The organism is Bacteroides sp. AM37-9, assembly GCF_003603455.1.
In the GTDB taxonomy this organism is placed as follows: Bacteria; Bacteroidota; Bacteroidia; order Bacteroidales; family Bacteroidaceae; genus Bacteroides; species Bacteroides xylanisolvens.
In genome coordinates, this window is sequence record NZ_QTNF01000004.1 from 239114 (window position 1) to 255783 (window position 16670).

The following is a 16670-nucleotide window of genomic DNA, read 5'->3' on the forward strand; positions in this document are numbered from 1 at the left end:
TCAGTTGTTTATGGAAGGCAGCGGAGAATAATCAGTGCTGTAACGCAACATTTGTTCTACATAACCTTCATCATAAGAAACCGTGACATCCGTAACGTTTCCGTTTTCATCTGTCACCAGTTCGTATTTCGGATTCACAAAACCTTTATAAGGAGCCAGATTCAACTTCTTATAACGTTCCAGAACTTCTGCATGTAAAGCCGGATCTACTTTTACGGCATAGTTTTCTACCAATGAACGGGCACCTTCAAAGTCACCTGTCGATTTGATCCGCTGGATTTCAGCCAACAATTCGCCGAAAAGCTCGCGCACTTTCTGATAGTCATTGATAACCACATAAGTCTTTCCGTCTTTCTTCACCAATTCCACCACTTTATCGGCAGCCCCCTTCTCAAATACCCAGCGGGCTATCAACTGGCGGTTGCGCATGTGAGCTTCTTCCACAGTATTTCCCGGTTCGATACGTACCAATTGCGTCATCAGACCGTTCATCAGATAAGTATAATATTGAGCTTTATAAGCATCGGGAGAAGAGAGAAGTCCCAGTTCCACCAGCTTGGGGTCAGCCACATAATACAATCCGAACAAATCGGCACGCGCCTCTTCGATGGTAGAGCCGTATGCTTTCAAAGCATCAGGATCTACACCCGGAAGTAACTTACCGGAACCGTGTCCCAAACATTCGTGCAAGTCCGTATGCAGCTCATCCGTTAAATCAGAATAAGCATCGATCAGTTGTATTTCCGCATCGCTATAAACAAATTCTTCGTTGAATCCGTTTCCGTGAGCGGCTTTATTATAAGCATCTGTTATATTTCCGATTGTCACCGATTTAGAGCCGTGGTGAGCACGAATCCAGTTTGCATTCGGCAGATTGATACCGATAGCCGTTGCCGGGTAAAGATCACCTGCAAGGATAGCGGCAGTAATCACTTTAGCCGATACCCCTTTTACCTTTTCTTTCTTGAAAGATTTATCTACCGGAGAATGATCTTCAAACCACTGCGCATTGCTACTGATTATCTCTGTGCGGTGCGTTGATTCCAAATCTTTGAAATTCACCAAAGACTCCCAGCTCGCTTTCATACCCAACGGGTCACCGTAACTTTCAGTAAATCCATTCACAAAGTCGATTCGTGAATCAAGGTCTTTCACCCAAAGAATGGCATATTCATCGAAATCTTTCAGATTGCCTGTTTCATAGAATTGAATCAGTTTGGTGATGACGGCCTTTTGTGCCTCATTCTCTGCTACACCTTCCGCTTTCTTCAGCCAATAAACAATCTTCTCTATTGCCTGTGTATAGAGTCCACCTACTTTCCAAACTTTCTCCTCCAACTTTCCGTTTTCTTTGACCAGCCGACTGTTCAGCCCGTAAGAAACCGGTGTTTCGTCTTTCGGGTCCTTCAGGGCGCTATAAAAACTCTCTGCCTCTTTCTGCGTCACTCCGTCATAATAGTTACAAGCAGAAGTCAACACAAGATCTTCGCCATCTGCCTGGTTTACCCGTTTCGGCATAACAGTCGGATCGAAAATCACCGGAAACAGTTCGGCACAAAGTTGTTCGGCAGTCTGTTCTTCCGCCAACGGCAGCAACTGGGCATCTATACCGAGTACAGCCTGTTTCAAGAACTCCTGCGAGAAGTTGGGCACGAATTTCTCCGTACCATAGTGATGATGAATACCATTGGAGAACCATACCCTTTTCAGATACACCTCCATATTTTTAAAATCAGGTGTTGTTTTATCTCCCTGATAGTTTGTATATACTGCTTCGAGCATCCGACGGATTCTCAAATTATATTTTCCATTCTGGTCAAACAGAATATCCCTTCCCTCCAAAGCAGCCTCTGTCAGGTAATAAATCAGTTCCTTCTGTTTCAGCGTCAGTTCCTCAAATCCGGGAACTTTATAACGCAATATCTGTAAATCAGCAAATTGTTCCACTGTATAATCAAATTTGTCTGCTTCAGCAGTTGTTGTTTTACTTCCTCCGCACGATGTTAAAAGCGTAGCGGCCACTGTCATTAAAATCAGATGTTTTTTCATAATGCTAGCATTGATTAATTAAAATGAGAAAAGGAATTATCTCCAAAATCTTTCATTTAGAGGTAATTCCTTTTGACTAATTTCGGAACGCGCAATTATTTCTTATTTTCGAGATGTTTTTTGCGATATCCATTAGGAGTCTCACCTACGTTTTTGTAAAATGCAGCGTAAAAAGATTGACGATTTGCAAAGCCAACCATGGCACTAATTTCTTCCACATTTTTGTCGGCATAACGTTTGTCAGTCAATAAATGCAAAGCATCTTTTACTCTGTATTCATTCAACAGGCAAGAATAGTTCATGCCAAAGCGTGAGTTTACTACTGCAGAAAGGTAACGAGTATTCGTCTTCAATTCTTTCGCCAAGTCCTTAGCTGAATAGTCAGGATCCTTGTACTTCTTCTGTACAACGATGATATTCAGGATCTTGTCATACAACTCGTCTGCCAATTCCGGTCTAATCAAAGACCTGTATGCAGCCTTCTTTTCTTTCTTTTCCCTCAAATTGTAGGGACGTTTTTTCGGAGTTTCTTCCGTTTTTTTGTTCTCTAAATCACTCATTGAATTAACTGGTTAGGGTTTGTTCATTTGTTAATAATTGCTCATTTGCAACATAACATGTTACAAATGTCTTACTTTTTTTTTAAACACACAATTATTTTGTGCATTTTTTTTCTAAATAAACAATCAAAAACCTTGAAAAAGAAGGAATAGCCTTGAATAATAAGAAACTTTAACTTATTTATAATTCATATCAGAAACTGAAATCTACACATGATGAAAATTGCCAAAGAAAAATGTACCTTTGCAGCATGGATAAATCAGCATCAATGAGAGAGACTTTAAAGACATATTTCGGGTACGATAGTTTCCGTCCTCTGCAAGAAGAAATCATCCGCCACATCCTGAACAAACAGGATGCATTGGTATTAATGCCCACTGGTGGGGGGAAATCGATCTGTTACCAACTTCCCGCACTGCTTTGCGAAGGTACTGCCGTTGTCGTTTCTCCCCTCATCTCATTGATGAAAGATCAGGTAGAAGCATTGCTGGCAAACGGCATCGCTGCCGGAGCGCTGAACAGCAGTAATGACGAAACAGAAAACGCTAATCTGCGCCGCGCATGCATTGAAGGCCGCCTGAAGCTGCTTTACATTTCACCGGAAAAACTTTTAGCTGAAAAGGACTATTTGTTGCGGGATATGAACATCTCTCTGTTTGCTATTGATGAAGCTCATTGTATTTCGCAATGGGGACATGATTTCCGTCCGGAATACACACAAATGGGAGTGCTCCACCAACAATTTCCGCAAATACCGATTGTCGCACTAACCGCCACCGCGGATAAAATCACGCGCGAAGACATCGTACGGCAATTGCATCTTAACCATCCGCGTACCTTCATTTCCTCGTTCGACCGTCCCAACATCAGCCTGACTGTGAAACGTGGATTTCAAGCGAAGGAAAAGAACAAGGCTATCTTAGAATTCATCCACCGCCACGGGGGAGAAAGCGGGATTATTTACTGCATGAGCCGAAGTAAGACGGAAACCGTCGCACAGATGTTACAAAAGCAGGGTATCCGTTGCGGGGTTTATCACGCGGGGTTATCCACTCAACACCGGGACGAAACACAGAATGATTTTATTAACGACCGCATACAGGTGGTATGTGCCACCATTGCTTTTGGAATGGGGATTGATAAATCAAATGTCCGCTGGGTGATACATTATAACCTGCCTAAAAGTATAGAAAGCTTTTATCAGGAAATAGGACGTGCCGGACGTGACGGGCTTCCCAGCAATACTGTCCTGTTTTATTCATTAGGCGACTTAATATTACTAACTAAATTCGCTTCGGAAAGTAATCAGCAAAATATCAATCTGGAAAAGCTCCAACGTATGCAGCAATACGCAGAGGCCGATATTTGCCGACGAAGAATCTTATTAAGCTACTTCGGAGAAACAACAACAGAGGATTGCGGTAACTGCGATGTTTGTAAAAATCCCCCTCAACGATTTGACGGTACAGTCATCGTGCAAAAAGCATTAAGTGCCATCGCACGTACGGAACAGCAAATCAGCACAGGAGTGTTGATTGATATTCTTCGTGGAAACTATTCTGCGGAAGTAACCGGAAAAGGGTATCAGGAACTTAAAACGTTCGGTGCCGGACGCGATATTCCTCCTCGTGACTGGCAAGACTATCTGCTTCAAATGCTGCAACTCGGCTACTTTGAAATAGCTTATAATGAGAATAATCATCTCAAAATAACGTCAAGCGGAAGTGATGTACTCTTCGGAAGGACACAAGCGGCATTGGTAGTTATCCAGCATGAGGAAGCAGTTACCCGAAAAGGAAAAAAGAAAAAAGTGGTTATCGCCAAAGAACTCCCCTTCGGCGCGGCAGGCGGCGAAAGCCAAGATTTGTTCGAAGCATTGCGAGGATTAAGAAAACAACTTGCCGATCAGGAAGCTTTGCCCGCCTATATCGTCTTGTCAGACAAAGTGTTGCATCTGCTTTGCATCTCACGTCCCACCACCATCGAAGAGTTTGGAGAAATCAGTGGTATCGGCGAACACAAGAAAAAGAAATATGGAAAGGATTTCGTAAATCTGATTAGACAGTTCGTAGAATAAAAGAAATTCTTGAATAGTATATATTAACGAGTCACCTGACTAATGATTATTCGTTCCACTAAGGTTATCTTTCCGTTCCACAGTTGTTTCCCTTTAGTTCCACATAGGTAGAACTAAAGGGAAACAACTGTGGAACGAACTAATGCCTATAACAAAAGGCGCTCACTTATGTAAACCGGAAAGATATAGTTGGCTTATTAATAACTTCACTTGCATTGCCGCAATTGCTCGTGCAAATCAGCCGGAGGCACTCCCAATGAAATAGCTTTTTCAAAGTCAGCTTTTGCCAGTCCTTTCTTCTTCTGTGTCAGGTAGATATTTCCACGCAACAGATAAGCATCAGCCGAGGCAGCATCCAACCGGATGGCTTCCTCCAAATCGACCAATGCCAAATCCTCATGTTTCATCTCACGTTCCACATCGGCACGGGCAATATAGAGCGTCGCATCTTCAGGAGTGGCCGCAAGCATCTTATTCAATATCTCAAGAGCTTCCCGGAATTTTCCTTCTTTCTGCTCCAAAGTAGCCAGTCCCAGCCGTCCGCTATAGCTCTGCGGATCGAGTTCCAATAAACGATTATAATCTATTCTCGCAGCCGGATAATCGCGGCGGAGCACATAAATATAAGCACGCATCAACAAAGCTTCTTTGTTCTGCTTGTCCTCGTCCAACACCTGGCAATAATCCGTATAAGCACGGTCTGTTTTTCCCATTTCCATATAAATGGCGGCACGGTCGAGCAAAATAGGGACTGCCAAAGGAGCAAAGTTCAGTGCAAAAGAATAAGATTCCAATGCCTTATCAAACTCGCCCAAACGGCGCTGAACCAACCCCAAGTTAGAAAAGAGCAGTGCATTCTTTGCGTTTTTCGGTTCCAACTTCAAAGCCTGAAGCAAAAGTTCCTCTGCCTGGGGAAGACTGTCTTTTTCGATACACTCAATGGCTCTCTCGGACAATTGCTGATAGGTTTGCGCAAAGGTAACAGCCGGAAAACAAAAAAGCAAAGCTATAATTATTCTTACCATGGTTCAGGTCTTTTTATAGTGAATGAATTAATCCAATGGATATGCGTCAAAAGCAAACAGTTCGGTCGACAAATAACGCTCTCCCGTATCAGGTAACAACGCTACTATTTTTTTGTTCTTAAATTCTGGACGTTGTGACAGTTGACGGGCGGCATACACAGCTGCTCCCGAAGAAATACCCGCCAACAGACCTTCTGTTGCCGCTAACTCACGTCCTGCACGAATCGCTTCATCATCTGGCACGCCTATTACTTCATCCACCACCGAAGCATCATAAAGCTTCGGGATAAAATTCGCTCCAATACCTTGAATACGATGCGAAGCCGCCTCTCCGCCTGCCAACACAGGAGACGATGCCGGTTCCACAGCAACAATATAAATATTCGGATTATGTTTCTTCAAAGCACGGGCTACCCCGCAGACTGTTCCCCCGGTACCAACTCCGGCTACAAAAACGGCCACTTCACCGTCTGTATCCCTCCAAATTTCTTCACCCGTTGTCCGTTCATGAACAGCAGCATTGGCGGGATTTTCAAATTGTTGCAAAATCACCGAACCGGGAATACTATCACGCAACTCCTGCGCTTTGGCAATGGAAGCTGCCATCCCTCCCAGCCCATCTGTCAATACAATCTGCGCACCCAACGCTTTCAACAAATTCCGCCGTTCCAGACTCATCGTTTCGGGCATGGTCAATATCAGGTGATACCCTTTAATAGTAGCCACCATTGCCAACCCTACACCTGTATTTCCGCTTGTCGGCTCAATAATCGTTACACCGGGTTTCAATGCTCCACGAGCTTCCGCATCTTCAATCATCGAAAGAGCGACTCTGTCTTTTACACTTCCCGCCGGATTAAAAGCCTCCAGTTTGGCAATAATATTTTGTTCCAGACCATACTTTCCACTATAACCGGAAAGTTCCATCAAAGGGGTATTCCCCACTAAATCTGTTAGTTTCTTTGCAATCTTTGCCATCTTATTACTTCATTTTTGTCACAGACACGACAAAGATATGGAAAAAAAGGTATGTTTTACATCACATCATGAGAAAGATAAGGAAAAGTATAGTAACTTTGTATCCGTTCAATCTTTTTAAGTTTACATATATGAAAAAGAGAATTATACAATTTCTCACGACCTATTTTTTATTTGTTCTTTTATTCGTTCTTCAGAAACCAATCTTCATGGTTTACTACCATGACTTATATACTAATGTATCTTTGGGTGACTATTTCCGCGTCATGTGGCACGGATTACCACTGGATTTATCTCTTGCGGGCTACCTGACCGCTATCCCCGGAATCCTGCTCATTGCTTCCGCCTGGACAAATTCATCCATACTCCGCCGCATCCGGCAAGGATATTTCGGAGTAATAGCCTTTGTCATGGCCTGCATTTTTATCATCGACCTGGGATTGTATGGCTTTTGGGGATTCCGTCTGGACGCCACTCCTATTTTCTATTTTTTCTCTTCTCCCAAAGATGCCATGGCAAGTGTCAGTTTTTGGTTCGTACTACTTGGAATTCTGGCTATATTGATCTATGCAGCAATTCTATACTGTATTTTCTATTGTGTCCTTATCCGGGAGAAAAAGCCTCTGAAAATACCTTATCGACGCCAGAATGTCTCGCTTGCACTGCTTTTGCTGACAGCGGCACTCTTCATCCCTATCCGGGGCGGATTCAGCGTATCCACCATGAATTTAAGCAAGGTGTATTTCAGTCAGGACCAACGCATGAATCATGCAGCCATTAATCCGGCATTCAGCTTCATGTATTCTGCCACCCATCAGAATAATTTCGATAAGCAGTATCGCTTCATGGACCCGAAAATAGCCGACGAATTATTTGCAGAGATGGTAGACAAACCCGTCGCAGTAACCGACAGCATCCCCCAATTATTGAATACACAACGCCCGAACATTATTTTCATTATCCTTGAGAGTTTCTCCACACACTTGATGGAAACTTTCGGAGGACAACCCAATGTGGCTGTCAACATGGATAAATTCGCAAAAGAAGGCGTATTATTCAGCAACTTCTACGGCAGCAGTTTCCGCACAGACCGCGGACTGGCATCTATCATCAGCGGATATCCCGGACAGCCGAGCACCAGCATCATGAAATATCCCGAAAAGACGGACAAACTTCCTTCCATCCCCCGTAGCTTGAAAAATGCAGGATACAGCCTCGAATATTACTATGGAGGAGATGCCGATTTCACCAATATGCGCTCTTACCTGGTATCTTCCGGTATCGAGAAGATTATTTCCGATAAAGATTTCCCTCTGTCCGAACGTACCGGAAAATGGGGAGCACAAGATCACGTTTTGTTCCAGCGCCTGATGAAAGACCTGAAAGAAGAAAAACAAGAAGAGCCATTCCTGAAACTGGTTCAGACATCAAGCAGCCACGAACCATTCGAAGTTCCGTTCCACAGGCTGGATGATAAAGTCCTCAACTCCTTTGCGTATGCCGACAGTTGTGTGGGAGATTTCGTGAAACAGTATCAGGAAACACCGTTATGGAAAAACACACTGTTTGTACTCGTTCCCGATCATCAGGGTGCATACCCATACCCGATAGAAAATCCGCTGGACGGACAAACCATTCCGCTGATTTTAATCGGAGGTGCAATTAAACAACCTCTGGTAGTAGATACCTATGCTTCGCAAATTGACATTGCCGCCACTTTGCTCGCTCAATTAGGATTACCGCACGATGAATTTACTTTCAGCAAGAATATCCTGAATCCGGGCTCTCCTCATTTCGCATACTTTACCCGGCCGGATTATTTCGGAATGATTACTGCCGACAACCAATTGGTGTATAATCTTGACGCCAATACCGTACAACTGGACGAAGGCACCGCCAAAGGAGCTAATCTGGAAAAAGGAAAAGCGTTCTTACAGAAGCTCTACGATGATCTTGCCAAACGCTAATTATTAAGAAATATGGAATATTTATAAGGTAATATAGGACATTTACTATTCTTTATTGTATATTTGCGACGTTAAAAATAGATCAATAAAGCCGGATGATACATAGCGAAATCGTGCAATTCCTTTCGGAGATAGATACAAATATCTTCTTATCTTTCAATGGTATACACTCCCCTTTCTGGGATTATTTCATGAGTTCCTTCACGGGTAAAATAATCTGGGTTCCCATGTATGCCACCATATTATACATATTATTAAGAAATTTCCACTGGAAAGTAGTCGTATGTTATGTGGCAGCTATCGCACTCACGATAACCTTTGCCGACCAAATGTGCAGCAGTATCATCCGCCCGGTAGTGGCACGCCTGCGTCCCGCCAATCCGGACAACCCTATTGTGGATATGGTATATATCGTAAACGGGTATCGTGGAGGAAGTTATGGTTTCCCATCGTGCCATGCGGCCAATTCATTGGGTCTTGCCATGTTTGTAGTATTTCTGTTCCGTAAACGTTGGCTAAGTATTTTCATCGTAACTTGGGCAATCCTTAACTGCTATACACGTATATACTTGGGGGTACATTATCCCGGTGATTTACTCGTAGGAGGTATTATCGGAGGATTCGGCGGTTGGTTATTCTGTACTATCGCTCACAAAATAGCCATTTATTTGGAACCTTCCACCCGTACGAAGAGAAAAGATATAAAACAATGGCCAGTCACTATTTATGTAGGATTGCTGACAATGCTCGGTATCATTATATATTCCATAATTAAAAGCTGGTAAGGTTCACCACAGATTACACAGATTACACAGATTCACACAGATTTCAAATGATAAAAAAGATATTCCATAAAAAGAATGAAGAGTAAGTGGAGTTATCAAACAAAATCTGAATATTAAAAATCACCCACGTTATAGATAGCTATAACGTGGGTGAAATTATTTATAAAGGGCTGTTATACAGCTCCATCAGCAATCTGTGTGAATCGGTGTAATCTGTGGTGTAGAATATCAAGCTTTCTTGATATAATCAACAATCCACTGTCCTACTTCTTTCGTTCCGTATTTAGCACCGTCAGCCACCTGAATTTCCGGTGTACGTACATTCTCATCCAAAGAAGCGTCTACTGCTTTACGAATCAGCGCACCCTCTTCTTTGCAATCGAAATACTCGAACAACATAGCTACGGAAAGAATTTGTGCCAACGGATTAGCAATATTCAATCCTTTAGCCTGCGGCCATGAACCGTGAATCGGTTCAAACACCGGAGTACTCTCGCCTGTGGAAGCAGAAGGAAGCAAGCCCATAGAACCACTGATTACAGAACCTTCGTCAGTCAGAATATCACCGAAGGTGTTTTCCGTTACCATCACATCGAAGAAAGCAGGTTCCTGAATCATTTTCATTGCAGCATTGTCCACAAACATATAATCTGTTGTCACTTCCGGATAGTTCGGAGCCATTTCCTGTGCAATCTGACGCCATAGACGGGAAGAAGCCAACACGTTTGCCTTATCTACCACCGTCAGATGTTTTCTGCGCTTCATCGCATATTCAAAAGCCACTTTCAAGATACGTTCGATTTCCGGGCGAGTATAATAGTTGGTATCATACGCTTTGTCATTATCCTGATACTTTTCACCGAAATACATACCTCCGGTCAACTCACGGATACAGATAAAATCTGCGTTCTCTACCAGTTCCGCACGCAACGGAGATTTGTGAATCAGGCATTTGAATGTCTGCACCGGACGGATATTAGCGAAAAGTCCCAATTTCTTACGCATCGCCAACAAACCTTGTTCCGGACGTACCTTAGCAGTAGGGTCGTTATCAAATTTCGGATCGCCTACGGCAGAGAATAAAACAGCATCCGCATCTTTACAAACCTGATAGGTTGCTTCCGGAAACGGATCGCCTACTTTATCAATCGCATCAGCTCCACAGATTGCATATTCGTAACTTACTTTGTGGCCAAACTTCTCGCAAACGGCACTCATCACATCTACACCTTGCACAGAGATCTCCGGTCCGATGCCGTCGCCTGCTAATACAGCAATTTTAAAATCCATAATCGTTTATTCTTCTATTTATATATTCTTATAAAAAACATTCTTTGGGCAAGTTATCTCTCACTTGCTCTTCTCGTATTCATCTTCGATGAGGTTCAACATCTTCATAGTAGCTTTGATGGCAGCTTCCGTCTGATCGGCATCAAGTCCGCGGGTACGGAACACCTGCTCGTCATAACTCCATGTGATTACTGTCTGCACAAATGCATCCGTGCGCCCACCGGGAGGGATTGTCACCGCATAATTGGTCAGCATCGGGAATTTGCGTCCCAATGTCACCTTATATATCTTACGCAATGCACGAACAAAAGCATCATACTGGCCATCACCGCCTGAACTCTCTTCGTACTCTTTTCCGTTGATTTCTATCTTCAACGTAGCCATCGGTTTCAATCCATGAGCCAGATTCACAAAATAGCTCTTCAGTTTGACCTTCTCACCAATCGCTCCATGCTTCAACACATCAGAAACGATGTACGGCAAATCTTCCTGTGTCACCAATTCTTTCTTGTCGCCCAGTTCGATGATACGCTCCGTCACCTTGCGCATAGCATCTTCATCCAACTCCAGTCCGAGGTCTTCGAGATTTTTGCGGATATTGGCTTTGCCGCTTGTCTTGCCCAACGCATATTCACGTTTGCGGCCAAAACGTTCGGGAAGCAAATCATTACAGTAAAGATTATTTTTGTTATCGCCGTCGGCATGCACACCTGCCACTTGTGTAAAGACATTCTCACCTACAATCGGTTTATTGGCAGGTATCATAATACCCGAATAAGACTCCACTACCCGGCTGACATCATTCAAACGGCTCTCGTCGATATTGGTCGCCGCATTGAAATGATCTTTCAGGATGGCTTGCACACTTGCGAGAGGAGCATTTCCAGCCCGTTCGCCCAGTCCGTTGATGGTGGTATGCAGTCCTTTGACACCGCTTAATACGGCTGCAAGAACGTTGCTCACTGCCAAATCATAGTCATTGTGCGCATGGAAATCGAGATGAGTATTCGGATAACGTTTCTTCATCTTCCGCATATACTCTATCACTTGCAAAGGATTCAAGATACCCAGCGTGTCAGGCAACATATAACGCTTGACACTCGTCTCTTGCAATCCATCCATCAACTGGAATACATATTCGGGAGAATCCTTGATACCGTTACTCCAATCTTCCAGATAAACATTGACGGTTATATCCTGTTCGTCGGCATAATGCACCACATTAATGATATCTGCCAGATGTTCTTCCGGTGTCTTTTTCAGTTGTTGCGTACAATGCTTCAGTGAACCTTTGCAAAGAAGATTAATCACGCGGCAACCGGTACGCTGAATCCAATCGACAGAAGTATGCCCGTCAACAAAGCCGAGCACTTCCACTTTATGGAGCAGATTACGACGGGCCGCCCAGTCACAAATCATCTTCACGGCTTCAAACTCACCGTCCGACACACGCGCCGAAGCAACCTCCACCCGGTCTACCTTCAAATCTTCTAACAGCAAACGGGCGATCATTAGTTTCTCATGAGGCACGAAAGATACTCCGCTGGTTTGTTCACCATCACGGAGCGTTGTGTCCATGATTTCTATTTTCACGCCTTCTTTTCCCATTCTTCTATTTTATCTTTATTGCTTAACAAGAAATCGATATCGTCCAATCCGTTCATCAAACAAAGTTTCTTGTAAGCATTGATTTCAAAATGTTCACTTTTACCTGTCGCCTTGTTGGTGATGGTCTGTTCGGGAAGATTCACTTCCACTTCCATCTTCGGGTCTGCTTCTATCGAAGCAAACAATTCTTGCAGAAACTCCTCGGTTACAACCACCGGAAGCACAAAGTTGTTCAACTCATTATTCTTATGAATATCGGCAAAAAAACTGGATACCACCACACGGAAACCATAGCCGGCAATTGCCCAGGCTGCGTGTTCACGGCTGGAACCCGAACCGAAGTTCTTACCTGCCACCAATATCTGTCCGCTGTAAGTAGGATTGTTCAACACAAAATCCTTATTCAAAGAACCGTCTGCATTGTAACGCCAGTCACGAAAAAGGTTATCACCGAAGAATTTCTCTTCACGAGTGGTTGCTTTCAAGAAACGTGCCGGAATAATCTGGTCGGTATCTACGTTTTCCAAAGGAAGAGGTACACAAGTACTTGTGATTATATTAAATTTTGTCTTAGCCATCTTTTTATTTACGATTTAACGATTTACTATTTACGATTGAAATTACATCAGTTCTCTCGGATCGGTAATCACACCTGTCACCGCAGCAGCAGCAGCCACCAGAGGACTAGCTAACAAGGTGCGTGCACCAGGTCCCTGACGTCCTTCGAAGTTACGGTTGCTGGTAGATACCGAATATTTCCCGGCAGGAATCTTATCATCGTTCATTGCCAGACAAGCAGAACATCCCGGCTGACGAATAGCAAATCCGGCTTCCGTCAAAATCTTGTCGATTCCTTCCTTACGGATCTGTGCGTCTACCATCCATGAACCCGGAACCAGCCATGCAATTACATTTTCCGCTTTCTTGCGACCTTTCACGATGGAAGCAAATGCACGGAAATCTTCGATACGACCGTTTGTACAAGCGCCGAGGAATACATAATCAATCTTTTTGCCCAACAAAGATTCTCCCGGTTGAAATCCCATGTAGTCCATTGATTTCTTGAATGAAACCTGTGCAGCTTCGCTCATTCCTTCCATCGTAGGAATGTGCTGTGTGATGCCCATACCCATACCCGGATTCGTTCCGTAAGTAATCATCGGCTCAATATCAGCAGCTTCGAAACGAACTTCCTTGTCGAATACGGCATCGTCATCACTCTTCAATGTCTTCCAATATGCCAAAGCCTTGTCCCATGCTTCGCCTTGCGGAGCACTTTCACGTCCCTTGATATATTCAAAAGTCACTTCGTCCGGAGCAACCATACCACCACGTGCACCCATTTCGATAGAAAGGTTACAGAGGGTAAGACGTCCCTCCATTGTCAGATTGCGGATGGCCGAACCTGCATATTCTACGAAGTAACCGGTAGCACCGCTGGTAGTCATCTTAGACATCATATACAGAGCTACATCTTTTGCAGTCACCCCTTTGCCCAGTTCACCGTCTACCGTGATACGCATTGTTTTCGGTCTTGACTGAAGAATACATTGCGAAGCCAATACCATTTCCACTTCACTTGTTCCGATACCGAAAGCGATTGCTCCCATCGCACCATGAGTAGAAGTGTGGGAGTCACCGCAGACAATCGTCATTCCCGGCAAAGTCAAACCACGTTCGGGACCTACCACATGGATAATTCCATTCTTCGGATGCATCATACCGTAGTGTGTCAAACCAAAATCCTTCGCATTCTTAGTCAATGTGTCGACCTGCGTTTTAGAAATCGGATCTTCAATCTCCTTATCCTGATCGTGTGTCGGTGTATTATGGTCGGGCATACAAAATACCTTTTCCGGACGCAACACTCCGATTCCACGTTCACGCAATCCGGCAAAAGCTTGCGGACTAGTCACTTCATGACAATATAAGCGATCAATATAAAGCTGTGTAGGACCATCTTCCACAGTAGTCACCACGTGGGCATCCCATATCTTATCAAATAATGTATTCATCTGTTTATTTACTATTTTACTAATTACTATTTACTATTTTAAATGCCGATACGACTGTCAGTCTCTTTTTTATGATTTGAATTTGTTAATACAGTCAATATAAGCTTCTACGGAAGCGGCAATAATATCTGTATTAGCTCCAAAACCATAATAAATCTGGTTATCGTATTCTACCTGCATGTGTACTTTACCTACATCATCACTTCCCTTGCTGATAGCCTGAATAGTAAACTCTTTCAAAGTCATGTGGCGTTCTACAATCTTCTTCAATGCCTTGATAGCTGCATCTACCGGACCGTTACCACTGGCACAAGCCTCAAACTTCTCACCGGCAATGTTCAATCCCAAACTAGCTACCGAACGAACGCCGACACCACTCGTCACCTGCAAATAATCCAGTTTGATGCGATGATTCTGGCTACGGTCTGCACCTGCCAATACTAAAATATCGTCATCATTAATATCTTTCTTCTTATCAGCCAACTTCAAGAACTCATCATATACCTTATCCAGCTTTTCCTGCTCCAAGTCAACTCCCAAAATAGAAAGACGATTTTTCAACGCGGCACGTCCGCTACGGGCTGTCAATACGATAGAGTTATCATCAATACCCACATCATGCGGATCAATAATCTCATACGTCTGTACATTCTTCAACACACCGTCCTGATGGATACCTGAAGAATGTGCGAAAGCATTACGTCCAACGATCGCTTTATTCGGCTGTACCGGCATATTCATCAGGCTGGATACCATGCGGCTGGTCGGATAAATCTTCTGTGTATTGATATTGGTCTGAATATCTATTTCGTGGTGACTCTTGATAATCATGGCGATTTCTTCGAGGGCAGTATTTCCTGCACGTTCGCCGATACCGTTGATGGTAACTTCCACCTGACGTGCGCCGTTCAAAACACCGGCTATCGTATTGGCAGTAGCCATACCCAAGTCGTTGTGACAGTGAGTAGAAAGTATGGCATTATCGATGCCGTCTACATGGTCGATCAGGTATTTTATCTTAGCACCATATTCTGAAGGCAAGCAATAACCCGTTGTATCAGGAATATTCACTACGGTAGCTCCCGCTTTGATAACGGCTTCCACCACACGTGCCAGATATTCATTATCCGTACGGCCTGCGTCTTCTGCATAAAACTCTACATCGTCCACAAAACGGCGGGCGTATTTCACGGCAGCTACCGCACGTTCGATAATCTCCTCACGATTCGAATTGAATTTATATTTAATGTGCGAATCAGAAGTACCGATACCGGTATGAATACGTTTATGTTTAGCAAATTTCAGTGCATCTACAGCAACATCAATATCTTTTTGAACTGCACGTGTCAAAGCACAGATAGTAGGCCAAGTCACCGCTTTTGAAATCTCAATCACTGAATTAAAATCTCCCGGGCTCGAAATGGGGAATCCGGCTTCAATCACGTCTACTCCCAACGCTTCCAATGCCTTTGCTACCTGAATCTTCTCTACTGTATTCAACTGGCATCCCGGAACCTGTTCACCATCTCTAAGAGTGGTATCAAAAATAAATAACCTATTGTCCATATTCAATGTATATTATATAATTATTAGCATTAAAAAAAGCCTTTCACACTTGGAAGTGAGAAAGGCTTTCGTATATTTTCATTTATACACATTTACGCGCAGCACTCACTTCCACTAACCTTTGATAGTAGAATAATAATACCGCATAGTAGAATATGTATAAACATCTGGTTCATTTCTTGTCTCTTTTATAGTTTGACGGTGCAAAGGTATGGATTATTTCTTTACCACCAAATAATACGTTACTTTTTTATCGAAAAAAATATCATTTCATAAGTTAAAGCCGATTTTTACCAAAAATGTATCACGAATACAGGTCTATATTTCACTAAAAGAAAAGAGGGAGCAGAATGTTTTTCAGCATTCTCTCCCTCTTCTTCTTTATTGTTCTAAATCAATAGATTACTTCTTATCGCAACATTCTTTCTTTTCTGCGCAATCAGCTTTTTTGTCGCAAGCAGTAGCACAAGAATCTTTAGCCTGGCAGCAAGAATCAGATTCAACAACAGCTTCTACAGTTTCTACGGTTGTTTCTTCACCTTCAGAAGCAGCGTTAGTAGTTTTGTTACCAGCACAAGACATCATTGCAAAAGAAAATGTTACTGCTACAGCAGCCAAAAATAATTTAGTTTTCATACCTTTCAAATTTGCTTTAAACGTTTAATAAAATAATTGTCGGTCGCAAATATAACACTTTTTTTGCAAAGTACCAAACAACAGAAAGCCCCTTGATTCGTTGCTGAATCAAG

13 protein-coding genes are annotated in these 16670 nt (G+C 43.2%); 3 read left to right on the forward strand and 10 right to left on the reverse strand.

What is annotated here, in order from left to right; translation table 11 throughout:
* Both DW862_RS04865 and DW862_RS04870 read right to left on the reverse strand, forming a co-directional pair.
* Nucleotides 1–2049 (reverse strand): dihydrofolate reductase, encoded by a 2049-nt coding sequence (locus DW862_RS04865; RefSeq protein ID WP_165861879.1) that lies wholly within the window; start codon nt 2047–2049, stop codon nt 1–3.
* Between the two features lie 95 nt (nt 2050–2144).
* Complete coding sequence (locus DW862_RS04870) at nt 2145–2609, reverse strand: AraC family transcriptional regulator (RefSeq protein WP_004301101.1); 465 nt, start codon at nt 2607–2609, stop codon at nt 2145–2147.
* Between the two features lie 269 nt (nt 2610–2878).
* Between DW862_RS04870 and recQ the strand changes: the two genes are divergently transcribed.
* Nucleotides 2879–4687: a DNA helicase RecQ gene (gene recQ, locus DW862_RS04875; RefSeq protein WP_117810332.1), complete on the forward strand. Its 1809-nt coding sequence runs from the start codon at nt 2879–2881 to the stop codon at nt 4685–4687.
* A 206-nt stretch (nt 4688–4893) separates the two neighbouring features.
* Here recQ and DW862_RS04880 read toward each other — a convergent pair whose 3' ends face one another.
* Both DW862_RS04880 and cysK read right to left on the reverse strand, forming a co-directional pair.
* Nucleotides 4894–5712, reverse strand: coding sequence for a lipopolysaccharide assembly protein LapB (locus tag DW862_RS04880; protein WP_120067377.1), 819 nt, complete (start codon nt 5710–5712; stop codon nt 4894–4896).
* Nucleotides 5713–5739: 27 nt separating this feature from the next.
* Nucleotides 5740–6690, reverse strand: coding sequence for a cysteine synthase A (gene cysK, locus DW862_RS04885; protein WP_120067378.1), 951 nt, complete (start codon nt 6688–6690; stop codon nt 5740–5742).
* A gap of 131 nt (nt 6691–6821) precedes the next feature.
* On the opposite strand from cysK, the gene DW862_RS04890 reads away from it, so the two are divergent.
* On the forward strand, nt 6822–8657 hold the full coding sequence (locus tag DW862_RS04890) for an LTA synthase family protein (protein WP_008025860.1): 1836 nt from the start codon (nt 6822–6824) through the stop codon (nt 8655–8657).
* A gap of 95 nt (nt 8658–8752) precedes the next feature.
* Nucleotides 8753–9442, forward strand: a complete 690-nt coding sequence (locus tag DW862_RS04895) for a phosphatase PAP2 family protein (protein ID WP_009039272.1) — start codon at nt 8753–8755, stop codon at nt 9440–9442.
* Between the two features lie 228 nt (nt 9443–9670).
* Here DW862_RS04895 and leuB read toward each other — a convergent pair whose 3' ends face one another.
* The 6 genes from leuB to DW862_RS04925 all read right to left on the reverse strand — a co-directional run bounded on the left by leuB (nt 9671) and on the right by DW862_RS04925 (nt 16557).
* Entirely contained in the window at nt 9671–10732 is a 1062-nt protein-coding gene (leuB, locus tag DW862_RS04900; protein ID WP_004311790.1) for a 3-isopropylmalate dehydrogenase, read from the reverse strand.
* A gap of 60 nt (nt 10733–10792) precedes the next feature.
* A complete protein-coding gene (locus DW862_RS04905) occupies nt 10793–12340 on the reverse strand; it encodes an alpha-isopropylmalate synthase regulatory domain-containing protein (RefSeq protein ID WP_004315473.1) in 1548 nt (515 codons plus the stop codon).
* Complete coding sequence (gene leuD / locus DW862_RS04910; RefSeq protein WP_120067379.1) at nt 12322–12918, reverse strand: 3-isopropylmalate dehydratase small subunit; 597 nt, start codon at nt 12916–12918, stop codon at nt 12322–12324. The genes DW862_RS04905 and leuD overlap by 19 nt, the downstream gene beginning before the upstream one ends.
* Before the next feature lie 42 nt (nt 12919–12960).
* Nucleotides 12961–14355, reverse strand: a complete 1395-nt coding sequence (gene leuC, locus DW862_RS04915) for a 3-isopropylmalate dehydratase large subunit (protein ID WP_004311792.1) — start codon at nt 14353–14355, stop codon at nt 12961–12963.
* Nucleotides 14356–14424: 69 nt separating this feature from the next.
* Nucleotides 14425–15921, reverse strand: coding sequence for a 2-isopropylmalate synthase (locus DW862_RS04920; RefSeq protein WP_004315472.1), 1497 nt, complete (start codon nt 15919–15921; stop codon nt 14425–14427).
* 402 nt (nt 15922–16323) lie between these two features.
* Complete coding sequence (locus DW862_RS04925; protein ID WP_004311794.1) at nt 16324–16557, reverse strand: hypothetical protein; 234 nt, start codon at nt 16555–16557, stop codon at nt 16324–16326.
* Between the last annotated feature and the right edge of the window lie 113 nt (nt 16558–16670).